At 54.5% G+C, this 24,267-nt stretch carries 22 protein-coding genes and 1 pseudogene; 1 reads left to right on the top strand and 22 read right to left on the bottom strand.

The window, feature by feature from the left end; translation table 11 throughout:
• Window positions 1–59: 59 nt before the first annotated feature.
• The 12 genes and pseudogenes from rpsO to ACI1P1_RS02050 form a co-directional block, all read right to left on the bottom strand.
• Window positions 60–329 (bottom strand): 30S ribosomal protein S15, encoded by a 270-nt coding sequence (rpsO, locus tag ACI1P1_RS02000; RefSeq protein WP_113019150.1) that lies wholly within the window; start codon window positions 327–329, stop codon window positions 60–62.
• Between the two features lie 154 nt (window positions 330–483).
• Window positions 484–1,425: a bifunctional riboflavin kinase/FAD synthetase gene (locus ACI1P1_RS02005; RefSeq protein ID WP_416214670.1), complete on the bottom strand. Its 942-nt coding sequence runs from the start codon at window positions 1,423–1,425 to the stop codon at window positions 484–486.
• 30 nt (window positions 1,426–1,455) lie between these two features.
• Complete coding sequence (truB, locus tag ACI1P1_RS02010; protein WP_416214671.1) at window positions 1,456–2,403, bottom strand: tRNA pseudouridine(55) synthase TruB; 948 nt, start codon at window positions 2,401–2,403, stop codon at window positions 1,456–1,458.
• Complete coding sequence (locus tag ACI1P1_RS02015) at window positions 2,400–3,416, bottom strand: DHH family phosphoesterase (RefSeq protein ID WP_416214672.1); 1,017 nt, start codon at window positions 3,414–3,416, stop codon at window positions 2,400–2,402. Before ACI1P1_RS02015 ends, truB begins: the two co-directional genes overlap by 4 nt.
• Entirely contained in the window at window positions 3,413–3,763 is a 351-nt protein-coding gene (gene rbfA, locus ACI1P1_RS02020; RefSeq protein WP_416214673.1) for a 30S ribosome-binding factor RbfA, read from the bottom strand. The genes ACI1P1_RS02015 and rbfA overlap by 4 nt, the downstream gene beginning before the upstream one ends.
• 7 nt (window positions 3,764–3,770) lie before the next feature.
• Window positions 3,771–5,825, bottom strand: a complete 2,055-nt coding sequence (infB, locus tag ACI1P1_RS29725; RefSeq protein ID WP_463605672.1) for a translation initiation factor IF-2 — start codon at window positions 5,823–5,825, stop codon at window positions 3,771–3,773.
• A 1,104-nt stretch (window positions 5,826–6,929) separates the two neighbouring features.
• Window positions 6,930–7,067 (bottom strand): annotated as a pseudogene (locus ACI1P1_RS29730) (translation initiation factor IF-2 N-terminal domain-containing protein); the annotation flags it as partial.
• Window positions 7,064–7,384 (bottom strand): L7Ae/L30e/S12e/Gadd45 family ribosomal protein, encoded by a 321-nt coding sequence (locus ACI1P1_RS02030; protein ID WP_416214675.1) that lies wholly within the window; start codon window positions 7,382–7,384, stop codon window positions 7,064–7,066. The pseudogene ACI1P1_RS29730 and the gene ACI1P1_RS02030, both read right to left, overlap by 4 nt.
• The gene (gene rnpM / locus ACI1P1_RS02035) at window positions 7,377–7,688 is read right to left on the bottom strand and encodes an RNase P modulator RnpM (RefSeq protein ID WP_416214676.1); all 312 of its coding nucleotides are present in this window, start codon (window positions 7,686–7,688) and stop codon (window positions 7,377–7,379) included. The genes ACI1P1_RS02030 and rnpM overlap by 8 nt, the downstream gene beginning before the upstream one ends.
• Window positions 7,689–7,742: 54 nt before the next feature.
• Window positions 7,743–8,840 carry a transcription termination factor NusA gene (gene nusA, locus ACI1P1_RS02040; protein WP_416214677.1) on the bottom strand — a complete coding sequence of 366 codons (1,098 nt, stop codon included), beginning with the start codon at window positions 8,838–8,840 and terminating at the stop codon, window positions 7,743–7,745.
• 49 nt (window positions 8,841–8,889) lie between these two features.
• Window positions 8,890–9,348: a ribosome maturation factor RimP gene (gene rimP / locus ACI1P1_RS02045; protein ID WP_416214678.1), complete on the bottom strand. Its 459-nt coding sequence runs from the start codon at window positions 9,346–9,348 to the stop codon at window positions 8,890–8,892.
• A gap of 262 nt (window positions 9,349–9,610) precedes the next feature.
• Window positions 9,611–10,033, bottom strand: a complete 423-nt coding sequence (locus tag ACI1P1_RS02050; protein WP_416214679.1) for a MarR family winged helix-turn-helix transcriptional regulator — start codon at window positions 10,031–10,033, stop codon at window positions 9,611–9,613.
• A gap of 110 nt (window positions 10,034–10,143) precedes the next feature.
• On the opposite strand from ACI1P1_RS02050, the gene ACI1P1_RS02055 reads away from it, so the two are divergent.
• A complete protein-coding gene (locus ACI1P1_RS02055; protein ID WP_416214680.1) occupies window positions 10,144–10,620 on the top strand; it encodes a DUF2798 domain-containing protein in 477 nt (158 codons plus the stop codon).
• 89 nt (window positions 10,621–10,709) lie between these two features.
• On the opposite strand, the gene ACI1P1_RS02060 is transcribed toward ACI1P1_RS02055, so the two are convergent.
• The 10 genes from ACI1P1_RS02060 to rpsB all read right to left on the bottom strand — a co-directional run bounded on the left by ACI1P1_RS02060 (window position 10,710) and on the right by rpsB (window position 24,095).
• Window positions 10,710–15,050: a PolC-type DNA polymerase III gene (locus ACI1P1_RS02060; protein ID WP_416214681.1), complete on the bottom strand. Its 4,341-nt coding sequence runs from the start codon at window positions 15,048–15,050 to the stop codon at window positions 10,710–10,712.
• Between the two features lie 397 nt (window positions 15,051–15,447).
• Window positions 15,448–16,896 (bottom strand): proline--tRNA ligase, encoded by a 1,449-nt coding sequence (proS, locus tag ACI1P1_RS02065; RefSeq protein WP_416214682.1) that lies wholly within the window; start codon window positions 16,894–16,896, stop codon window positions 15,448–15,450.
• 22 nt (window positions 16,897–16,918) lie between these two features.
• Window positions 16,919–18,175: an RIP metalloprotease RseP gene (rseP, locus tag ACI1P1_RS02070; protein ID WP_416214787.1), complete on the bottom strand. Its 1,257-nt coding sequence runs from the start codon at window positions 18,173–18,175 to the stop codon at window positions 16,919–16,921.
• 156 nt (window positions 18,176–18,331) lie between these two features.
• Window positions 18,332–19,474: a 1-deoxy-D-xylulose-5-phosphate reductoisomerase gene (locus ACI1P1_RS02075; RefSeq protein WP_416214683.1), complete on the bottom strand. Its 1,143-nt coding sequence runs from the start codon at window positions 19,472–19,474 to the stop codon at window positions 18,332–18,334.
• A gap of 25 nt (window positions 19,475–19,499) precedes the next feature.
• The gene (locus ACI1P1_RS02080; protein WP_416214684.1) at window positions 19,500–20,294 is read right to left on the bottom strand and encodes a phosphatidate cytidylyltransferase; all 795 of its coding nucleotides are present in this window, start codon (window positions 20,292–20,294) and stop codon (window positions 19,500–19,502) included.
• An 18-nt stretch (window positions 20,295–20,312) separates the two neighbouring features.
• Window positions 20,313–21,086 (bottom strand): isoprenyl transferase, encoded by a 774-nt coding sequence (locus ACI1P1_RS02085; protein ID WP_416214685.1) that lies wholly within the window; start codon window positions 21,084–21,086, stop codon window positions 20,313–20,315.
• 70 nt (window positions 21,087–21,156) lie between these two features.
• Window positions 21,157–21,711, bottom strand: a complete 555-nt coding sequence (gene frr, locus ACI1P1_RS02090; protein WP_416214686.1) for a ribosome recycling factor — start codon at window positions 21,709–21,711, stop codon at window positions 21,157–21,159.
• Window positions 21,712–22,440, bottom strand: a complete 729-nt coding sequence (pyrH, locus tag ACI1P1_RS02095) for a UMP kinase (RefSeq protein WP_416214687.1) — start codon at window positions 22,438–22,440, stop codon at window positions 21,712–21,714.
• A gap of 152 nt (window positions 22,441–22,592) precedes the next feature.
• On the bottom strand, window positions 22,593–23,243 hold the full coding sequence (tsf, locus tag ACI1P1_RS02100; protein ID WP_416214688.1) for a translation elongation factor Ts: 651 nt from the start codon (window positions 23,241–23,243) through the stop codon (window positions 22,593–22,595).
• A 153-nt stretch (window positions 23,244–23,396) separates the two neighbouring features.
• Window positions 23,397–24,095: a 30S ribosomal protein S2 gene (rpsB, locus tag ACI1P1_RS02105; RefSeq protein WP_416214689.1), complete on the bottom strand. Its 699-nt coding sequence runs from the start codon at window positions 24,093–24,095 to the stop codon at window positions 23,397–23,399.
• Window positions 24,096–24,267 lie beyond the last annotated feature (172 nt).

Genomic DNA, 24,267 nt, shown 5'->3' on the forward strand with positions numbered 1-24,267 from the left:
CGCTGCGGCACCCGCAGTTTAAGCTAACAGCGTATGACAAACGTCATAGGCCTCTAACCTTATCTACGAAGACCCAGTTTCTCGATAAGAGCGCTGTAGCGTCTAACATCCTTGTTCTTCAAGTATGCCAACAGGCTACGACGGTGACCGACCATCTTCAGAAGACCGCGGCGGGAATGGTGATCCTTCTTATGCACGCGCAAGTGGTTAGTCAGGTTTGTAATGTTTTCCGTAAGGATAGCAATCTGAACCTCGGGAGATCCGGTATCGGATTCGTGAGTCTTGTGGTCCAGAATCAGTTGGTTCTTGCGTTCTTGTGTCAATGCCATCCTATTCACCTCCTTGATATAGTAGATACATCCCCATTAGCCCAGTGACCGCCGGAGCAGCGGGAGACCAAGCTAAGGTTCATGATTGACGCCGGAAATATTTGTTTTCAGGCGACAAGAACCAGTATAGCACAAGCCTTGCGTCAAGTAAATGTCAGCTTAGCATTTCTTTTGCCGAAACGATATCCTTGCCGATCTGCGCCACCAATTCTTCCGCTGAGCCAAACTTCCGCTCATGCCGGATAAAGCCGATAAACCGGATGGAAACTTCATCCCCATAGATCTTTTTATTGAAGTCAAATAAATGCGTCTCCAGGGATATAGCCCCCTCCTTCTTGGCAAAGGTGGGCTTCCAGCCGATATTCATTACTCCGAAATGCCACTGGCCGTCATGCAGGAACCGGACCGCATAGACCCCTCTTCCGGGAATCACATACCCTTCAGTAGTTTCCACGTTGGCAGTAGGAATGCCGATGGTGCTGCCTCTGCCTTCGCCTGCGACGACCTTACCCGTAATGGAATACGGACGCTCCAGAAGCCGGGCCGCCTTTTCCACCTGGCCATTGGCCAGAGATTCCCGGATCAGGGTGCTGCTGACCTTCTCCCCGTTGAGGTGGTACGGGCTCACCACTTCCACCCCAAACCTTCCCTGGGCAAGCTCCTTCAGCCGCTGCGGGCTGCCTGCCCCCCTGTGGCCGAAGGTAAAGTCAAACCCGACCACAACGGATGCCAGTTTGCCGGATACCAGAATATCCTCGACGAACTGCTCAGGGGACAGCTGTGCGAAGCTTTCATCAAACCCCACCAGATAAACCCGCTTTAATCCCAGAGCTTCGAACAGACGCAATTTATCTTCAATTGGTGTCAAAGAATCCCGGTATTGGGGATGCCCCAGCACCTCACGGGGATGGGGATGAAAGGTCATCACCGCCGGAGCCAACTCATGGGTTTCGGCGTTCTCGACAGCAGTAAGCAATACCTTGCGATGCCCGGCATGGACCCCGTCAAAATCACCGATGGCCATCACCTGAGGGGGACCGGATGCAATGATGCGGGCAATCTCATCAGGGGCTGCCTGTATACGAAATATCTCCAACTCTCTCCACCTGCCTATAGAACCGGTTCATCAAGCCTCCGGCAAAAACACTTTCTCTGCCGCCAGCGTCCGGTCGTCCTCCTCCAGCCTGAACAGGCCGAGGAAGTCCGCTCCGGGTCCGTACACCCGCTTAAGCCTGCGCATCTGCAGAGGCAGCTCCATGTCCGGCTGTTTGGCGGCTTCGTCCGCTGCTAAACGGATTTTTTTGCCCTGGCGGGCATGAACCGCCGCCTCTCCTCCAACCTCGACGGCTGGAAAAAAGGAAATTGCCTGGTCAGCGGGAATCAGCCATTGGGCCAAAGCCCCGTCCCCGTGCTGCTTGGCCTCGGCCAGCTCCTCAAGAGTGACGCACTGCGCCCGGGTCAAACCGCCTGTTCCGGTTCTGACCAGCTCTGCCATAACCGCCGGATAACCCAGAGCCCGTCCGATATCGGAGCACAGGGTGCGGATATACGTGCCTTTGGAGCAGCGGACCCGGAACACAATCTCCGGCTCCGATACATCCAGCTTGACCGATAGGATATGTATGCTGTGGATGGTAACCTGCCTGGGCTGGCGCTCCACTACCTCGCCGCCGCGGGCAAGCTCATACAATCGTTTCCCATCCACCTTCACTGCCGAATACATCGGGGGAATCTGTTCAATCACACCGGTAAACCGGTCCATAACCTCTTGAATCTGCTGTTCGTTGACCGTCACCTGATCCACGCGTTCAATGACGCTGCCGGTGAGATCCTCCGTATCCGTGGCCAGCCCGATTACCAGTTTGGCCTCATATTCCTTGGGCATTTCCTGGATATATTCCACCAAACGGGTCGCCCTGCCCAAGCATAAGGGAAGGACACCGGTTACCATGGGATCCAGGGTGCCCGTGTGTCCAATCCGCTTCATTTTGAGTATGCCACGTGCTTTCGCCACCACATCATGGGATGTAAATTGAACGGGTTTCCAGATGGGCAGAACACCTTCCAAACTCATGGCAGCCTCCTTTGAATTTCCTGGAGAACCTGCTCCTCGATCTGGTCAAGCGTTCCCTTAACGGCACAGCCAGCCGCCCGGATATGACCCCCGCCGCCAAAATGCTTGGCCACATCAGCCACATCCACCAATCCGGCGGAGCGGAAGCTGACCTTCCACTTTTCACCGTCAATCTGTTTGAACAAAAGTCCTACCTCGACGCCTTCAATATTGCGGGGATAATTTACAAGCCCTTCGAGATCGGCATTCTGGGCATGGGCATCCGCCACATCCTGCAGCGACACGCTCACCCAGGCAATCCGCTTGTCCACGTTAAAGTTCAAGGAGGCAAGCGCCTTTTGCAGCACCATCACGTGGGATAAGGTTAATTTCTCCAAGAACTGGTCCGCCAGATCATTGCCGTCTACACCATACTCCAGCATTTCGGAGGCAATTTTTAGCACGCGGGGAGTGGTATTGGAATACCGGAAGCCTCCCGTGTCGGTCAAAAGCCCGGTATAGATACAGTCCGCAAGCGGCTTCGCCCAGCTGATGGTCAGCAGTGTAGCCAGATCGTACAGCACCTCCGCCGTAGCGGCGGCATCGGCACGGATCAGGTTGACCCGGCCAAAGCCGTCGTTGGTGGGGTGATGATCGATATTAAGAATCGGCGTTTCCGTGGTAAACCATTCTTTAACAAGCCCAATCCGCTGGTAATCCGCACAATCGACAGCAATAACACAGTTGAAAGGAGGAAGCGGCTCAGCGCTGCTCCGCCGGGAATAGTTCAGAATCTCGGCGGATCGGGGCAGCATACCGAACTTAGAGGGAACCTCCCCTTCATTGATTGTGACGAAGGATTTCCCCAACAGCTGAAGCATCTGGCCAACGGCCAGGGTAGAGCCGATGGCATCCCCGTCTGGGTTCACGTGGGACACCACCAGGAAATGGTCATGCGCCAGAATAAAAGCTTTGGCTTCCTCCAGCTGATTCCGGTAGGCGTCAGCAGGCGAAGACAGATTCGGTCCGCTCATGATTCATCCTCTTTGATCCGGTGAATGAGCTCCTCAATCCGGCTGCCGTAAGCCACCGAGCTGTCAATAAGGAAAATCAACTCGGGAACAATGCGGAGTCTTACCCGTTTGGACAGTTCCGAACGGATAAAGCCTTTGCCGCGCTCCAGCGCCTTCAGCGTATCCTGGCGTTCCTGATCGGAACCAAGAACGCTCAAGTATACCTTCGCTTGGGAAAAATCATTGGTTACCTCTACACCAGTGATGGTGGTGAAGCCCATCCGCGGATCCTTAAACTCGGTTTGCAGAATGAGGCTGAGTTCCTTCTTGATTTGCTCCCCTACCCGGCCGGTGCGAATTTTGGCCATGCCTATTTCACCTCTCTACGCTCTCCATGATAAATGCTTCTATAATATCCCCTTCCTTCAGGTCGTTAAACCGGTCAAGGGTAATGCCGCATTCGTAACCTTGCGCCACTTCCTTGGCGTCGTCCTTGAAGCGTTTGAGGGAATCCAATTTGCCTTCGTAAACCACGATGCCTTGACGAATCAGGCGGGCCTCTGCGGAACGGGCGATCTTGCCGCTAATGACCATACAACCCGCAATCGTACCCACCTTGGAAATCTTAAAGGTGTTGCGGACTTCCGCCTGGCCGATGACACTTTCCTTGAATACAGGGTCCAGAAGGCCCTTCATCGCAGATTCAATTTCTTCAATAACCTTGTAGATAACGCGGTGCTGACGGATATCAACCTTCTCCTGCTCTGCCGTTGCAAGAGCAGCAGGTTCAGGACGGACGTTAAAGCCGATGATAATCGCATTGGATGCGGAAGCCAGAATGATGTCAGACTCGGTGACAGCACCTACGCCTGCATGCAGAATCTTAACCCGCGCGCCTTCCACTTCGATCTTTTCCAGGGAGCCGCGGAGTGCTTCAACAGATCCTTGTACGTCGCCCTTGATGATGACGTTGAGATCCTTGATTTCCCCTTCCTTAATCTGCTTGAACAGATCGTCCAGGGTTACCCGGGTATTAGCTCCCATATCGGCTTGACGCTGGTTGGTAGTACGCTTCTCGGCAATTTCCCGTGCCTTGCGCTCGTCTTCGAAGGCAAGGAACATATCGCCGGCTTGCGGCACTTCTGTCAGACCGGTAATTTCCACTGGTGTGGACGGACCGGCTTCCTTCAGACGCTTGCCCTTGTCATTGACCATGGCCCGTACACGGCCGAAGGTGTTCCCGGCGATAAAGGAGTCGCCCACCTTAAGCGTACCGTTCTGCACGAGTACCCGTGCAACCGGTCCCTTGCCCTTATCCAGCTCGGCTTCGATAACAGTGCCTCTGGCGCGTTTGTTGGGGTTAGCCTTAAGCTCCTGGACATCCGCTACCAGAAGGATCATTTCAAGAAGGTTTTCCAAACCGATGCGCTGCTTGGCAGAGATACTGGCGAAAATGGTCTCGCCGCCCCACTCCTCAGGAACCAGTTCGAATTCCATCAATTCCTGCTTAATCCGGTCCGCATTGGCATCCGGCTTATCGATCTTGTTAACAGCCACGATAATCGGCACCTTGGCCGCCTTGGCATGGGCAATGGCTTCCTTGGTTTGAGGCATAACACCGTCATCGGCTGCAACTACCAGGATGGTGATATCTGTGACCTGGGCGCCGCGGGCACGCATGGATGTGAAGGCTTCATGGCCCGGGGTATCCAGGAAGGTGATCTTCCGGCCGTTGATTTCCGCTTGGTATGCTCCAATATGCTGGGTAATGCCGCCTGCTTCGCCTTCCGTCACATTGGTATGGCGGATTGCATCCAGCAGGGTGGTTTTACCATGGTCAACGTGGCCCATGATGGTGACAACCGGAGGACGCTCCTGCAAATCAGCGGGATCGTCATTTTCTTCCGTTGCTTCGATGTTGGTTTCGTCAACGGGAATCTTCAGTTCCACTTCCACACCATAATCGGTGGCAAGCAGCTGAATGGTATCCAAATCCAGCTCTTGGTTGATGGTAGCCATCACACCCAAGAACAGGAGCTTCTTAATCAGTTCGGAGACATCCTTATGCAGCAGCTTGGCGAATTCGCCGACAGTCATGGTGCCGCGGACAATCACCTTCTTGGGGGTATTGTCGATCTTTTCTTTCCTGACAACGTTTTGCTGCTGGTTGCGGCCTCTGTTGCCATAACGGTTGTTGCCGCCCCGGTCGTCGGAACGTTTGGGAGCCGGTTTGCCGCGTTTGCCGCTGCCTACCTTGGCTGCGCCTGCTGCGGGCAGATCGAGCACAATATCGTCATCCGCCGATACATTGGTTGGTACGCGGATCGGCTTATCCTGTACGGGCTTTCTGGCTTGATAGTCATTGCGGCCGTGCTCGCCGCGGTTTTTGTCCCGGTCGTTATTTCTGCGGGTAGGAGAGCTGCTGGACACGGGGGCGCCTGCAGATTGCAAAGCCGATGCCATAGCACCCAGTCCCGGTCCACGGTCATCACGGCGTTGGAAGCCGCCTTGGCCTCCTTGGCCGCCGCTTCCCTGGCCATCACGGCGTTGGAACCCGCCTTGACCGCCTCCTTGACCGTCACGGCGTTGGAAACCGCCTTGGCCTCCTTGACCACCGCTGCCTTGACCATCACGGCGTTGGTAGCCGCCTTGGCCTCCTTGACCGCCGCTGCCTTGACCATCACGGCGCTGGTAACCGCCTTGACCGCCAGTACCTTGGCCTTCACGGCGTTGGTAGCCTCCTTGGCCTCCTTGACCGCCGCTGCCTTGACCATCACGGCGTTGGTAGCCGCCTTGGCCTCCTTGACCGCCAGTACCTTGGCCTTCACGGCGTTGGTAGCCGCCTTGGCCTCCTTGACCGCCAGTACCTTGACCTTCACGACGCTGGTAGCCGCCTTGGCCTCCTTGACCGCCAGTACCTTGGCCTTCACGGCGTTGGTAGCCGCCTTGGCCTCCTTGACCGCCAGTACCTTGACCTTCACGACGCTGGTAGCCGCCTTGGCCTCCTTGACCGCCAGTACCTTGGCCTTCACGGCGTTGGTAGCCGCCTTGGCCTCCTTGACCGCCGCTGCCTTGACCATCACGGCGTTGGTACCCGCCTTGACCTCCTTGACCGCCGCTGCCTTGGCCATCACGGCGCTGGTACCCGCCTTGACCGCCGCTGCCTTGGCCTTCACGGCGTTGATAGCCGCCTTGGCTGCTGCTGCCTTGGCCTTCACGGCGCTGATAGCCGCCTTGGCTGCTGCTTTGACCTTCGCGGCGCTCAGCCGGTGCAGATGCAGAAGCTTCCGGTGCACGCGGGGCCGGAGCAGAGCTCTCTTCGGACTGCTGCGGCTTGGAGGCCGTTTCTGCACTTGCTGCAGGGGATTCGGACTTGGCAGGCTGAGCCTGAACCATAGATGCCTGCTTCTTCTCCGGAGCAGGCGGTGTGGATGCTGCTACATTGCCTGAAGTTTCCGCCACCCGCTTTGCAGCGGCATTGGCTTTAACGTCACGGAAAAATTGTTCCACGGAGCCGACCATGTTGGGCTCCAGCACACTCATGTGATTGTTTACGGTAATTCCCTGTCTTTTTAGAATAGTAATAATCTCCTTACTGCTCATATTTAAAGTTTTGGCGTATTCATAGACTCTCAGTTTATCTTTATTATCCTGTTTGTCCTGTTTTGTCAATGTTCTTCCACCTCCGCAGGTTTTGCCAAGCCCTGGGCGATTCTGCCGGCGAATCCGTCATCCGTCACGGCCAGGACCACCCGATCAACCTTGCCCACTGCCCCACCAAGCTCAAGACGGGTGCCATACTCCACTAACGGAATCTGGTAATGTGAGCATTTATCCCTGTACTTTTTCTGCGCATTGGCAGCGGCGTCCACAGCCAGAATCACCAGCTTGGCTTCGCCTGAGCGGACCGCCTTCAACACAGTATCGTCGCCTGCCAGCACTTTTCCGGCACGCATGGCAAGCCCCAACGTAGACAATGATTTATTCATCTTCAGGCTCCAATTCCTTCAGCGCGTGGAACTCATCCTCTACCCGAATGAAATCCTGCTCCAACTGGTCATAAATATCCGGGCTTACCGCCTGCTTCAGGGCTCTGTCCAGCGCCTTGCTTTTCTTCGCCAGCTTAAAGCAGGAGGCCTTGCCGCACAAGTACGCGCCCCGGCCGGATTTTTTGCCGGATAAGTCTATGAGAATTTGCTCGTCCGGGGTGCGGACGACGCGAATGAGTTCCTTCTTGGCCTTCATCTCCTGGCAGGCTACACACTTCCGGAGAGGGATTTTCCTAGGTTTCATTGTTCCACCACCCGTTTGCCGCAAAATTCACACTTCCTTGCTCCAGGCCTGCGGCTAGTCGATGCTTACCGAATCCTGGTGCATCAGCTCGGACGAGGTTTTGGGCCGGCCATATTCCTGCTCGGCTTGCGTCTCGCTCTTGATGTCGATCTTCCAGCCGGTCAGCTTGGCTGCCAGTCTGGCGTTTTGCCCCTTGATGCCGATGGCCAGGGAGAGCTGGTAGTCCGGCACAATGACCCGGCACATTTTTTCGCTCTCGAATACATTCACCTCTACCACCTTGGAGGGGGACAGCGCATTAGCCACATATTCGTCCACATTTTCGGACCAGCGCACGATGTCGATTTTTTCACCCTTCAGCTCATTGACGATGGTCTGCACCCGGACTCCCTTAGGGCCAACGCAGGACCCGACGGGCTCTACCTCGGAATTGCGGGAATGGACGGCAATCTTGGAGCGGAAGCCGGCTTCACGGGCAACGGAGCGGATTTCCACCACACCGTCGTAAATTTCCGGCACTTCCAGCTCGAACAGACGCTTCAGCAGGCCGGGATGCGTCCGGGACAAAATAATCTGCGGACCCTTGGTGGTATTCTCCACCTTGGTGATGTACGCCTTTACCCGATCGCCGTGGGTGAACTTGTCACCGGCCATCATCTCGCCAACGGGAAGCACCGCCTCCACCTTGCCCAGATCCACGTACAGATTACGCAGATCCTGGCGCTGCACAATGCCGGTTACAATGTCCTCTTCCTTATCAATGTAAGCATTGTAGATCAGGCCGCGCTCCGCTTCACGGATGCGCTGGGTCACCACCTGCTTGGCCGTCTGGGCGGCAATCCGTCCGAAGTCCTTCGGGGTAACCTCAATCTCCACAATATCCTCCAGCGTATAGCTGGGGCTAACCTGGCGCGCGGCCTCCACGGAAATTTCCATCCGGGGGTCCAGCACATTCTCCACCACTGTCTTGCGGGCATAGACCTTGATGAGGCCTGTCATTTTGTTGATGTCCACCCGCACGTTCTGGGCCGTATTGAAATTGCGCTTGTATCCGGAAATCAGCGCCGCTTCAATAGCCTCCAGAAGAATATCCTTACTTATTCCTTTCTCTCTCTCCAATTCCGACAGGGCTTCGATAAAATCAGCGTTCATGGGAATGGAATTCCTCCTTTCAATGTGCAACCGTCCAAGTCGTTATGTGTTAAAACACGATGGCCAAACGCGCGCTGGCCAGCTTCGCGGAAGGAATCGCATGGGTTTTTTTGCCCATTTTGACCGTAAGGCCCGCTTCGTCATACGCTTCCAGCGTGCCTTCGAATTCCTTCAGTCCGTCCACCGGCTCATAGGTGGTGACGAATACGTGCTTGCCTACCGCTTTCACGAAATCCGCAGGCTTCTTCAATGGGCGTTCGGCGCCGGGTGAAGAAACCTCCAGGAAATACGCCCCCGGAATGGGATCATTCTCGTCCAGCTTCTCGCTCACGTATTCGCTGACCCTGCCGCAATCGTCGATATCGATGCCGCCGTCCTTGTCCACGTAAACCCGGAGGAACCAGTTGCTTCCCTCTTTCACATATTCAATGTCCACCAGTTCAAAACCGTTTTCGTCGAGAAACGGCTTGACCATGCTTTCAACTGCCGATTTTATCTGCAAGCTCAAAACACAATGCCCCCTCATACGCGGTTAATTCTGCTTATTGTTCCTCTGCAAACCTTGCCCCCGGAGCCCTAAAACTCCTTATTCAAAGAGCAAAGAGTGGGTTTCCCCACTCTCGACCGTCGTGCAGTATCCAACATCACCTATAGAAGTATATCACAGATGTCGTATTATTTACAATAGAAACCATGGAAGGCCGGGCCAAGGAACGGCCGTAGGGAGCGGGAAAATCCGTTCTAATCAATTATTCCACTTTTCAGGCCGATTAAGTCAGCCATTTGCCGCGGAGCAACTCCAAAAGACGTTCCATCTCTGCTTTTCCAAGACGCCGGGTGATCTCTTCCTCCAGCCGCTGCTTCGTCTCCTCCAGAAGCCTTACAGTCTCCCGCCCATGCGGGGTCAGTTCCACCCGGCGGTCCCGGGCATTCCCGTCTGCGGTGGCAGGGGCAACCAGCCCTGCCGTCTGTAAGCCCAGCATATATTTATGAACACCCTGCCGGGTCATACCGATCAACCGGCCGATCTGCGATATGCTTAGAACCCCGTTTGCCTCCAGAACAGCCAGGATATGCGCCTCCGACTTGTTAACCGGCTGGCCGCTTGCCTCATGCAGTTTTTTGCGCAGCTCCATATGCTTTTCGCTGATCAGGTCAATGAGACCCAAGGAACGTTTGACGTCACTCATCATGTTAGCCTCCTCTGCCGGATTTATTGTAAACTAGGTTGACAGTATTCGAGATGATTCGTTATGATAATCCAGTATAAAACGAATCTCAATAGAGATAAAGGAGCTGTCCCATGGGGAGAAACAAAAAAGAAATGCTGGTGTTTACGTCCGTAATGTGCTTTTTCATGGTTTTGTTTATGTGTATGTACAATGTGATGCTGTCCGAAGGCTTCACAACCGCCATTTTCGCTGAGGCTGCTGTGGCTTTCTTTCCGGCGTTGGCCGTGGCTCTGGTGCTGGATATCTTTATTGTAGGCAAAGTCGCCAAAGGGCTGGCCTTCAAGCTGCTTGCGCCGGATGCCCATCCCGTGAAAAAGGTACTGGTTATTTCCACCTGCATGGTACTGGGCATGGCGCTTTGCATGTCCTTGTTCGGCACACTCATGCATGGCGGGGTGGATTCCGGCCTGCTTCTGCGGTGGCTTAAGACCTACGGGCTGAATTTGCTGGCCGCTCTGCCGCTTCAGCTATTGGTGGTCGGTCCGTTGACCCGCTTTCTTTTTACCCGGATGTTCCTATCCAAGAAACCGGCAGGCCTTGCCTCCTGACAAGCGCAACGCCCAACCTACGCATAAAGGACTGGAACGGCCTAAGCCGTTGTCCAGTCCTTTTTTTTGCATATGTCCTCTTTATGATATTAAAAGAGCGAAAGCTGGTTGGAATCCGGCAGGCCCCGGAAGCAGCCCATGGTCTTCAACAGCTCCACAATGGTTTTGGTGGCGCGGCTGCGCTGCTGGAAGTCTTCGATGGAGAGGAAATCTCCCCCTTCATCCTTGGCTGCCGCAATCTGCTTGGCCGCATTTTCGCCGATGCCGTCCACTGCAGAGAAGGGGAACAAAAGCTTGTCCCCGTCTACCAGGAACTTGGTGGCATGGGAGCGGTACAGATCCACCGGTTTAAAACCAAAGCCGCGGGCGGTCATTTCCAGAGCCATTTCCAGAAAGGAAATCATGCCCTTCTCCTTGGGTGTAGCCTGGAAACCCTTGGCTTCAATCTCCAGTAGCTTGCTTAGGATAGCGTCATAACCCTGGCAGAACAGCTCCACCTCGAAGGACTCCGCCCGGACCGTAAAGTAGGTGGCGTAAAATTCAATGGGATGATACAGCTTGAAGTAGGCCGTCCGCACCGCGGAAATAACGTAAGCCGAGGCATGCGCCTTCGGGAACATGTACTGGATTTTCTCACAGGAATCAATGTACCAGGCCGGTACATTGCACTTCTTCATCTCATCCTTCCACTCTTCGCTTAAGCCCCGGCCCTTCCGCACACTTTCGGTGATTTTGAAGGCCAGCCCCGCATCCATACCCGCTTTATATATGAGATAAAGCATAATGTCATCCCGGCAGCCAATCACCGTTTTGATGGAGCAGGTACCGTTTTTGATGAGCTCCTGGGCATTTCCCAGCCATACACCCGTTCCATGGGACAGACCGGAAATCTGCAGCAAATCGGCAAAGGTGGTGGGCTGTGATTCCTCCAGCATCTGGCGGACGAACTTGGTGCCCATTTCGGGTACGCCGTAGGTGGCTACGGTAGAACGGATCTGTGAAGGAGTAACGCCCAATGCCTCCACAGAGTTGAACATGCTCATCACCTTGGGATCATTCATGGGCAGGGTCGTAGGATCAATGCCCGTCAGGTCCTGGAGCATCCGCATCATGGTCGGATCGTCATGTCCCAGAATATCCAGCTTGAGGAGATTTTCCTCAAAAGCATGGTAGTCAAAATGGGTGGTTTGCCAGTCAGCGCTGGTATCATCCGCCGGAAACTGGACTGGCGTTACATCCTCTACGTCGATATAATCGGGGACAACCACGATGCCGCCCGGATGCTGGCCGGTGCTCCGTTTCACGCCGGTGCAGCCGGCCGCCAGCCGGTTGATTTCCGCCAGCCGCCAGTTGCCGCCCTTTTCCTCCTCGAACTTCTTGACGAAGCCGAAGGCAGTTTTTTCGGCTACGGTGCCGATGGTGCCTGCACGGAATACATTTTTCTCGCCGAACAGCACCTTGGTGTAGTTATGGGCTATCGGCTGGTAATCGCCGGAGAAATTCAAGTCAATATCGGGAACCTTGTCCCCTTTAAAACCCAGGAAGGTTTCGAAGGGAATATCCTGGCCTTCCCCCTTCAGCGGTGCACCGCAGTTCGGACAATCCTTATTCGGCAAATCAAAGCCTGAGGGAATGCTGCCGTCCGTGAACCACTCGCTGTATTGGCAGGAGAGACACATATAATGAGGCGGAAGCGGGTTAACCTCGGAGATGCCCAGTGCCGTGGCCACAAAGGAGGAGCCTACGGAGCCCCGGGAGCCGACCAGATATCCGTCCGAATTGGATTTTTTCACAAGACGCTCGGAAATCAGATAGTTGGCGGAGAAGCCGTAGCCGATAATAGGCTTTAATTCCTTCTCCAGCCGTGCGGTTACAATCTCAGGCACAGGTTCGCCGTACATCCGTTTGGCCGTGTCATAACATTTGGTGCGGATTTCCTCCTCGGAACCTTCAATAATAGGAGAAAACAGACCGTTGTCTGTAGGGCCCCCCGTTTTGGGGAACAGCTTGATTTCCTCAAACTCGTCCGCCAGCGCGGAGGTATTCTCCACCACAACCTTATATGCCGTTTCCTCGCCCAAAAAAGCAAACTCCCGGAGCATCTCCTCAGTGGTGCGCAAATGCACATCCGGCTTGCGCTGGTCCTTCAGCGGACTGAAGCCGGTAATGCCGTTTATGGTGATATCCCGACAGATCTTATCCCTTGGAGTCAGGTAATGGACATTGCCGGTGGCAATCACAGGTTTGCCCAGCTTGCGGCCGATTTCGATTACCCGGCGAATCGCCCCCTCCAAGTCCTCCTTGCTGCCGACAAGACCTTTTTCCACCAGGTGCATATTCACCTCGACGGGCTGGATCTCCAGCACATCGTAAAACAGGGCCACGTTCTCGGCTTCCTCTACCGACTTATTGAGAACTGTCTCGTAGAATTCGCCCCTCTCACAACCGGAGATCACCAGAAGCCCTTCCCGGTATTCGGTCAGCACACTTTTGGGGATACAGGGCACCCGATTGTAATATTTGGTATGGGAGAGGGAAACCAGCTTGTACAGGTTCTTCTTCCCTGCCTGGGTTTTGGCGTAGATGCAGCAGTGGAAGGGCCGTTGGTTGGACAAGTCCTTGCCCACATGCTCATTAAGCTCCGCCAACCCGGTAATACGCCGGTTGTCCGCCTCCTTGATCAGGTGGTACAGCACGTACCCCAAGGCCTCCGCATCGTCCACGGCGCGGTGGTGATTTTCCAGAGAAACCTTGAACCGGTCCGACAGGGTATTCAGCCGGTGATTCTTCAGATTGGGGAGAAGCAGCCGGGCCATCTCCAGCGTATCCAGCACGGGATTATCCATTGGGGGCTGGCCCAGAGATTTCAGGTTGGCCTGGATGAAGCCGATATCGAACCGGGCGTTATGGGCAACCAGCACCGCATCTCCCACAAACTCACGGAATTTGGGCAGCACATCCTCCAGCTCTGGGGCGCCCCGGACCATATCGTCGTTAATGTTGGTCAGTTGCTGGATGTTATACGGGATCCGTTCATGGGGATTCACGAAGGTGGCGAACCGGTCGATCACCTTTTCGTCACGCATTTTGACCCCGGCCAACTCGATGATCTTGTTGTTAATAACCGATAAACCCGTGGTCTCGATATCGAACACCACATATTCCGCTTCCTTCAGAGGACGTGCCTCCGGATTGAGCACTATGGCCACGCTATCGTTGACCACATTGGCTTCCATCCCGTACAGCACCTTGATGCCGTGCTTTTTGGCTGCTTTGTTGGCATCCGGATAAGACTGGACTACGCTATGGTCGGTGATGGCAATGGCCTTATGGCCCCATTTGGCAGCCGTTTTGATATATTCGTCCACGGGGGTCAATCCGTCCATGGCGCTCATATTGGAGTGAACATGGAACTCCACCCGCTTCTCGGGAGCATTGTCCTTGCGCTCTGCCGGCGGCAGCACCTCATTGACATCCTGAGGAATCATCATCAGCTCCGGCGGGTTCTGGAAGCGGTCATACTCTACCTTGCCCCGCAGCTTCAGCCACTTGCCGTTGGCGATCAGGCTGTAAATCTTCACATCTTCCTTGGTTTTGGCGAAGGCCTTGATGGACAGGGAATCGGTAAAGTCCGTAATATTGAAGGAGAACAGCACCGTTCCCGTCTTCAGCTCCTTGGACTCCAAGCCGAAGACCATACCCTGGATGGCAACCTTCTTCTCTTCCTCGGTAATCTGCTGCAGGGGAACGGCATCCTCACGGATATCGTAGCCCACCATCAGCTTCAGCTCCGCATCCGAACCCTTGGACGCTTCCTCCTCGCGGACGATGGAGGTAAGAATCTCCTGGGTGACGCTTTTGCCTTCCTCGGACACCTGACGGGCAAACTGGTCGTAGATCTCTTCTTTTTCCTGCACCGATTCCGTTACCTTCAGCTTCACCTGGTAGGTTCCGGCGAAATACCGTTCATAAAACTGGCGCACCAGGTTGTCCACCTGCTTCTTTTTGGCCAGCTCCAATCCGATTTGATCCAGAAGGGTCACGGTCAGCACCGTGCCGCTGGCTTCCATCTTAGCCTTGGCCAACCAGCCGTTGATCGAAGCGGACTCCCGCTGGGCCCATTCCACAAACAGGCTCCAGTATTCCTCCGCCAGCGTCTCCGGCGTTACTGCATTTGTATAGTGGAAGGTCAATTTGATATCCGCAATATGGCGGAATTGCTCCCGGATCAGCTTCACGAAGCTCCGGTAAATATCCCGCGGCACCAAAACCGCATTCACGAGATGAAAATGCCACTCCCTGTTGGAGCGGCTGACTTCCACCATATCGATGTACCCATCCGAAAAATATGCTTCCGCCACGTCTGCGGGAACCTGAGCCTGCCCAAGCAGCAGCTCAAACCGTTTCCTTTTCTCCGCAGGGTTACTCATGGGGACACCTCCGTATCTTCCAATCTTGCCAGTCACAGCCGTAAATGCCGCACCTTCTATTGTGGGGGGAAGAGACAAGGTTCGTCAAGACCTTTTGGAGGCAATTGCGGGCACCTTCTCCTGGAGGTGGTTGCTCACCCTTCTTAAGCGGACTGGAAAGCCGTTATTTTGCTAAAAATCGGACTTTTGGTAATTTCGCGGACACACGATACCTTATTCCAATCTTCTCCCCTCAATTTCGGGCCCTTTTCAGCCAATAACGGCTCCTGTGTCCGCCCCAACGAAAAAACAGCGTTTTTCCGTGCGACAACGGCTTTTGAGTCCGTTCATAACGACCATCTATGTTCAAAATAAAAAAAGCGTTTAGCGGAGGTAGCTCCGTAAACGCTTCTTATCTTTAGTACGCCCGTCCGAAGACAACCGTATGCTTGGCCTCCTGGCCGCAGCAGATGCAGGTGGTTTTGGTGACGGCCGGCTGGAAGGGAATATTCCGGCTGGTAGCGCCGGTTTCTTCCTTCACCTTAGCCTCGCAGTCGGCCGAGCCGCACCAGCCCGCATACGCGAAGCCGCGCTTCTCGTCCAGGAATGCTTTGAACTGGTCCATGGTATCCACATCGGTCATATGCTCGTCCCGGAATTGGCGGGCCTTCTCCAGCATGGCGGTGTGAATCTCCTCCAGCATGGTTTGGACCTCCTGGACGAAGTCCTCCTGGCGGATAACCTTCTTCTCGCCGCTGACCCGGGAGACCAGCACCATTTGACCGGCTTCCAGATCACGTGGACCCAACTCAACGCGGATCGGAACACCGCGCATTTCGTACTCGTTGAACTTCCAGCCCGGGCTTTGGCCCTCGCGGTCGTCCACCTTCACACGTACGCCGGCCTTCTTCAGCTCGGCATACAACTCGTTCACCTTCGCCACAACAGGCTCCCGGGTTTTGGGCGGCCCGATGGGAATCATGATCACCTGAGTCGGGGCAACCTTGGGCGGAAGCACCAGCCCTCTGTCATCACCATGAACCATGATCAGCGCACCGATCAGACGGGTGCTGGTGCCCCAGGAGGTGGTGTGGCAGAATTGATGCTGGTTGTCGCGGTCCAGATATTTGATATCGAAGGCTACAGCAAAGTTGGTGCCCAGATAGTGGGAGGTGCCCGCTTGTACCGCCTTGCCGTCCTTCATCATGGCTTCGATGGAATAGGTGTCCACGGCGCCGGCGAATTTCTCCGAGGGGGTCTTCTGGCCGGTAATCACCGGCATCGCCAGGAAGTTCTCGGCGAAGTCGCGGTAGATCTCCAGCATCTGCATGGTCTCGCGGCGGGCATCCGCTTCGTCCTCGTGGGCGGTATGTCCTTCCTGCCAGAGGAATTCGCTGGTGCGCAGGAACGGCTGCGTGCGCTTCTCCCAACGGACTACATTGGCCCATTGGTTAATCAGCAGCGGCAGATCGCGGTAAGAGTTGATCCATTCGGCGTACATGTGGCCGAACATGGTTTCGGAGGTGGGCCGGACAGCAAGGCGCTCCTCCAGCTTCTCGCCGGCCGCTTCCGTTACCCACGGCAGCTCCGGGTTGAAACCCTCCACATGCTCCTTCTCCTTCTGGAAGAAGCTCTCCGGGATAAACAGCGGGAAGTAGGCGTTACGGTGGCCCGTTTCCTTGAAGCGGCTGTCCATCTCCTTCTGGATGTTCTCCCAGATTTCATAGCTGTCCGGCTTGAATACAATACAGCCGCGGACAGGAGCGTAGCTCATCAGATCGGCCTTTTTGATCACGTCGATATACCAGCGGGAGAAGTCCTCGCTTTGCGGTGTGATCTCCTTAACAAATTGCTTTTCCTTGGACATGTGCGTTACAAACCTCCAATGTTTATCCCTGTATCAATCGTACAATATCGTTGTACGTTACGGCTATCATCAACAGCATCAGCATGGCGAAGCCGATAAAATGCACCATACTCTCCCGGTTGGGGTCCACCGGACGCCCCCGGATGGCCTCAATCCCCAGGAACAACAGCCGGCTTCCATCCAATGCGGGAATGGGCAGCAGATTGAAGATCCCCAGGTTGATGCTCAGGAAGGCGGTCAGTGAAATCATGGAGCTTAAGCCAGCCTGGGCGAAATCGCTGGAGATTTGGACGATCCGTACGGGTCCGCCCAGATCATCCATTTTGAACTGGCCGAAGATCATTTGTTTGAAGCCCAGCAATATATTCTTGGTCATAAATACGGTATTGTCCCATGCGCCGGCTACAGCCTCCACCGGGGTGACACTGCGCTTGTCAAAGCCCAGCTCCACCCCCACCCGGACAGTCCCTTCGATATCCACGGGAGTGATGGTTTTCTGCATCTGCTCCTTGTTGCGTTCAATAATCCAAAGCATAGGCTGGTCCTTGGAATTCTTGATCAGCTGGGACAGCTGGGTCTGGTCCTTGCCGATGGGGGTGTGGTTAACCTCCAACACAACATCCCCCGGCATCAGACCGGCAACAGCCGCCGGTTTGCCAGGCTCAATTTTGCCCAGCTTTACATTGGTGGGCATCCCGTTCATCATCATCACGATCAGAAACAACACAAAAGCCAGAATGAAGTTCATGGCCGGACCGGCAAAAATGGACAAAGCCCGTTTGCCGACGCTTTTGCCGCCGAACTGGCGGTTCCAGGGGGCAATCTGGGTTTCCTTGCCCCGGGCCACCATCATGGCATCCTCGGCAACGGCAAAACGCACCGGTTCCCCTTCCACAATCAGCCGGACATACAGCTCCCGTTCCAGATCAATGCTCTCAATTTCACCTTGAATGACGTTTGAGCGCTGGTCGAGCTGGTCCAAAAACAGATGGGTAACCACCTCGTCCTTCAACCGTACACCGATGGTTTGGCCGGGATTGGCCTGTACAATCTCCGGGTCCTCCCCCGCCATCCGGACGTACCCGCCGATGGGCAGAATCCGAAGCGTATAGGTGGTTTCACCCTTTTTGTACGAAAAAAGCTTCGGCCCGAAGCCGATGGCAAATTCCCGAACCAGAATCCCCGCCCGTTTGGCAAAGTAAAAATGCCCCCATTCATGCAGGGTAACCAGCACGAAGAACATCAGCACGATCTGAAGACCGACTTGTATATTGGACAACATCGATTCCCCCTTAGTTGGTAAAAGAAAGGTCCTTTCATAAAGAGTACCATTAAGACCGAGGGCAATACAAGCCGACTGCCCTGGAGCCCGTATTGGACGCTTTTAATACCTAAGCATATGCCGTTTCGGGGGAGGCTTATTCACATGGATACATTACAAACGCGAGGCAATTTCTCTGGCCTGCCGATCAGCTAACAGAATCTCTTCCAGCTCCGGGCGCGCCACGTTCCGGTGGGCGTCCAAGGCTCTGGCGATCCGGTCCTCAATTTCCAGGAACTCAATTTTGCCCTGCAGAAACAGCGCAACCGCCGCTTCATTGGCGGCACTGTACACGGTGGGAGCCGTACCTCCGGCTCTTCCGCTTTCATAGGCCATCGCCAAGCAAGGATACCGTTCCATGTCCATGGTGCGGAAATTGAGCCTTCCGATCTCCGTCAGCCGCAGGGGCTCGGCCGGCGTTGGCTTCCGGTGGGGGTATGTGAGTGCGTATTGAATGGGAATCCGCATATCCGGCGTACCCAGCTGAGCCATTACGCTATGGTCCCGGAACTCCACCATGGAGTGGATCACACTTTCCGGATGGAGAATCACCTCAATGTGGTCATAATCCATATTGAAGAGCCAATGGGCCTCAATGACCTCCAGCCCTTTGTTGACCATGGTGGCGGAATCGATGGTGATCTTGGCGCCCATGGACCAATTGGGATGGCGCAGGGCTTCTTCCACCGTAACACCAACCAGCTCCGACCGGGTACGGTCCCGGAAGGAGCCGCCCGATGCAGTGATAATCAGCTTATGTATATCCTTGGGCGATTCCCCGTTTAAGCATTGGAAGATGGCGGAATGCTCGCTGTCCACAGGCAACAGGGACACGCCCCGTTTGCGGGCCAGCTCACAAACCAGATGCCCCGCAGACACCAGGGTTTCCTTATTGGCTAACCCAATGCTTTTGCCTGCATCAATAGCGGCAAGGGTAGGCTTCAGCCCGACGCTGCCTACAACGGCAGTCACCACCAGCTCGGCTTCGGTAGCCGCTGCGGCTTCAACCAGTCCGTCATCGCCGTACACTACCTTGATGCCCGGACCTGCCGCGGCCTCCACTTCATCCGCCAGCTGACGGTTGGACACACAAACCAGCTTCGGGGAGAACATCTGGATCTGCTTCAGCAGCAAGGCCAGATTGCTGCCCGCCGCCAGCGCCTCCACCTGATAGGAATCCGGGTCATGGGCGACCACATCCAAGGTCTGCGTGCCGATGGAGCCGGTTGAGCCCAACACCGCTATGCGTTTTTTCATGGTGTGCACGTCCTTTGCTTCTTGATTACGGAATAAGGGAAACCAGACAGAGGAACGGGAATACAATCAGCCAGCTGTCCACCCGGTCGAGAATGCCTCCGTGGCCGGGAAGAATGGAGCCTGTATCCTTGATCCCTTTGACACGTTTGTAAGCCGACTGGATCAGATCCCCCATTTGGCCCACGGCTGCAGCCAAAACGCCGATTGCCGCCGCTCTTCCAATACTCAGAATATCCGGGGCATAAAAATGGAAAGCCAGCGCTACCACAACGGCTAACAGCAGGCCGCCAACAGCCCCTTCAATGGTTTTCTTCGGGCTGATTGTAGGCCACATGGGCGTTTTGCCAAAAGCCACTCCGGCGAAATAAGCACCGGCATCCGAAGCCCAGATGCACAGAAAGGTCAGCAGCGTCCAAAACAGGCCGTCTGTTTCAATCCAGCGGGACGACACCATATAATGAAAACCGAAGCCGATATAGATAATACCAACAAACACAACCGCCGCGTGGTCAATGGTCACCTTGTTTTTGGAAATAACCGTTACCGCCAGCAGCACGAACAGAATCAGCCAAACAAAGGATTCTGCCGGCAAGCCGAAGCCGATCCGGTCCGTTTCCCACGGAACAACCAGACATACGGTGGCTGCCATGCCGAAAAACCGGGTGAAATGCTGCTTCTGCAGCCCGTTCATCCGGATGAATTCATCATAACCGATTATGGCCATAAGCAGCACTAGTCCCAAAAACCAATAGCCGCCCAGCGCCAGCATTGCTACAAATACGCCTCCGGCCAGCAAGCCGGTGATAATCCGCTGTTTCAAGCCGATTCCTCCAATAGGTCACAGGCCGCCATAACGTCTCGACCTTCTCTGATACTCATGTACGGCCTCGAAGAATTGCTTCTCCCCAAAATCCGGCCAGTACAAGGGCGAGAAATACAGCTCCGTATAGGCCATCTGCCAAAGCATAAAATTGGAGAGCCGCAGTTCCCCGCTGGTGCGGATCAGGAGATCCGGATCCGGCAGATGGGAGGTTAGGAGAGAGGATTGAATGGTCTCCTCCTGAATATCCTCCACGACAAGCTCGCCGCTCTTCACACGCTCCGCCACCTGCCGCATGGCGATCAGCATTTCACTGCGGCCGCCGTAGTTCAGGGCAAAATTAAGGATAAGACCGGTATTGCCGCGGGTACGTGCCTCCGCTTCCTCAAGCGCCTTCAGCGTATGGGCCGGCAACCCTTCTTTGATCCCGGTCATGCGGACCTGCACATTCTTCTCCACCAGCTCATCCAGCTCAATGGCCAGGAACTCCTGGGGAAGCTTCATCAGAAAGTCCACTTCCTCCTGGGGTCTGGTCCAGTTTTCCGTGGAAAAGGCATACATAGTCAATACTTTGACGCCCAGGTCGTCAGCGGCGATGGTGGCCCGTTTGACCGCCTTCATACCGCTGTGGTGTCCGGCGATACGGGGAAGTCCGCGCTGCTTGGCCCACCGTCCGTTGCCGTCCATGATGACAGCAACATGCCGGGGGACCTGGCCCTGGAGAAGCGATTCTCTCGTGATCTCCCCGTGAGCCGCCTCCTCGGTTTTTCCCTTTCTGAACAAATGAAACATGTCATCTCCCCCGGCACACATGTTTTGGCCGATTTGGCCGAACAGCCCCTTATTGAAAGGGGCTGTTGTTTTACACTTCCATGATTTCCTTTTCTTTCGCTGCCAAAACCTTCTCGATTTCAGCCACGTACTTATCGGTTTGCTTCTGGATATCATCCTGATGGCGGCGGGATTCGTCCTCCGGCATGCCGGTTTTCTCCAGCTTCTTAATATCGTCGTTGGCGTCACGGCGGATATTGCGGATGGCAACCTTGGCCTCTTCACCGTATTTCCGAATCAGCTTTACCAGCTCCTGGCGGCGCTCCTCCGTAAGGGCGGGAATCACCAGCCGGATGGTGCTGCCGTCGTTGCCGGGAGTAAGTCCCAGATCGGACTTCATAATCGCCTTCTCGATGGCGCTCATAACCGACTTGTCCCAAGGCTGGATCAACAGTGTCCGGGAGTCCGGCAGGGTAATATTGCCCAATTGATTAACTGGCGTCATTGTACCGTAATATTCCACTTGAATCCGGTCCAGAAGGCTGGTTGTGGCACGTCCGGCACGCAGGGAAGCCAGTTCCTTTTTCAGAGAAGCTACTCCCTTTTCCATGCGCTCTTCAGCATTTTTCTTAATGGATTGAGCCATCTATTCTACACTCCCTTTTACTATGGTGCCGATTTTCTCACCAAGCACCACGCGTTTGATATTGCCGTTCTCCGTAATCGAGAAAACAATCAATGGAATGTTATTGTCTTTGCAAAGTGAGGAAGCTGTGGAATCCATAACTCCCAGGTTTTTGTTAAGCACGTCCAGATAGGTAAGGGTCTCGTACTTCACTGCATTAGGGTCCTTGAACGGATCAGCTGAATAGACTCCGTCCACCTTGTTCTTAGCCATCAGAATCACTTCGGCCTCAATTTCCGCCGCACGCAAAGCTGCAGTGGTATCGGTGGAGAAATAAGGATTGCCTGTTCCTGCGGCAAAAATGACGACCCGGCCTTTTTCCAGATGACGGATGGCTCTCCGTCTGATATAAGGCTCCGCCACCTGCTGCATCGTAATGGAAGATTGCACTCGCGTCGGCACGCCGGCATTCTCCAGAGCGTCCTGCAAAGCCAGCGCGTTCATGACCGTAGCCAACATTCCCATGTAATCGGCGGTGGCTCTGTCGATGCCCCTTGCACTGCCTGCGATACCGCGCCAGATATTGCCTCCGCCAACCACAATGGCAACCTCAACACCCAGTACATGAACAGCCTTTATCTGTTCCGCAATGGCTACGATGGTTTGGGATTCAATACCATACCCCGTTTGACCAGACAGCGCTTCTCCGCTAAGCTTCAATACGATTCTTTTGAATACTGGCTCTTCCAATCCTGTCAACCTCCATATACCCGATTCTTTCCAACTCATTTTTGCAAAAAAAGGGGAAAAGCCGCAGCTGTCCCCCATTTTTTAGGATGTCGCCCGCAAAAAAGAAGGAACACCAATCGTGTTCCGACTTTTGCGTGCTATCCGGCACAGTCTTATTGCTTCACTTGCGCCATAACTTCTTCTACGAAGTTGTCTTGCTTCTTCTCCAGACCTTCGCCCAGCTCATAACGAACAAAACGACGGATGGAGATGTTTTCGCCGATGGCGGCAATCTTTTCTTTCAGAAGGGTGTCGATGGTCTTGTCCGGATCCTTAATGAAGGATTGCTCCATCAGACAGTACTCTTCATAATACTTGTTGATGCGGCCTTCTACCATGCGGTCTACAATCTTTTCCGGCTTGCCTTCGTTCAGGGCTTGAGCGCGGAGGATTTCCTTTTCCTTCTCCAGCTCTTCACCGGAAACTTCCTCACGGCGCACAAATTTCGGGTTAGCAGCGGCGATTTGCATGGCGATGTCGCGGGCAAATTCGCGGAACTGCTCAGTCTTGCCTACGAAGTCGGTTTCGCAGTTGATTTCCACCAGGACGCCGATACGGCCGCCGGCATGGATATAAGCTTCAACTACGCCCTCAGTGGCAACACGTCCGCCCTTCTTGGCGGCAGCGGCAAGGCCCTTCTCACGAAGAATCTCAGCTGCTCTTTCGATGTTGCCTTCGGATTCGTCCAGCGCCTTTTTGCAATCCAGCATGCCGGCGCCTGTTTTTTCACGCAATTCTTTTACTGCGGAAGCAGAAACTGCCATATGGTTTGACCTCCTGAAAGTGATCGTCCCCGGTAGCCGGGAATCGAAAAATTGGGTTGGGCTTAACACGGTTTTCCCGAAAAAAAGGGGTGGTGATAGGTTATTACACCTTCAACCCACCCCTGGTATATTGCCGTTTGGTTATATCACTGCTTACGCAGTTGTTTGTTCGCCTTGATGAGCTTCGATAACGGCATCGGCAATCTTAGCTGTAAGCAGCTTAACTGCGCGGATAGCGTCGTCGTTGCCGGGAATCACATAGTCGATTTCGTCCGGGTCACAGTTGGTGTCCACGATGCCAACGATCGGGATACCCAGCTTGCGAGCTTCGGCAACGGCAATGCGTTCCTTGCGGGGATCGATAATGAACAATGCGCTCGGCAGGCCCTTCATGTTCTTGATGCCGCCCAGGAATTTCTCCAAACGCTCCATTTCCTTGCGCAGGATGATAACTTCCTTCTTCGGCAGCACGTCGAAGGTGCCGTCTTGCTCCCAACGCTCCAGCTCATGCAGGCGGTCGATCCGCTTTTGGATGGTGGAGAAGTTGGTCAGAGTACCACCCAACCAACGTTGGTTGATGTAGTACATGCCGCTGCGCTCAGCTTCTTCCTTTACGGAATCCTGAGCTTGTTTCTTGGTGCCTACAAACAGGAAAGTGCCGCCTTCTGCTGCGACAGACTTAACGAAGTTGTAAGCTTCCTCGACCTTCTTAACTGTCTTTTGCAGGTCGATAATGTAAATGCCGTTTCTTTCGGTGAAGATGTATTTATCCATTTTCGGATTCCAACGACGGGTTTGGTGACCGAAGTGTACCCCAGCTTCCAAAAGCTGTTTCATGGAAATAACTGCCATCCTCACACACCTCCTCACAATTTGGTTTTTAGTGTCCCTCCGCCAACTTCATCTCCACGGAAAAACTCTGCTTGAGAGCACCGTTTCCGGGATTCGCCGGCGTGTGTTTTTTAACACCGCTATTAAATATAGCATAACATGACAATGGATGCAACTGTCGAATAATGGCCCC

This window comes from Paenibacillus mesotrionivorans (assembly GCF_046098205.1).
GTDB classification, from domain to species: Bacteria; Bacillota; Bacilli; order Paenibacillales; family NBRC-103111; genus Paenibacillus_AR; species Paenibacillus_AR mesotrionivorans.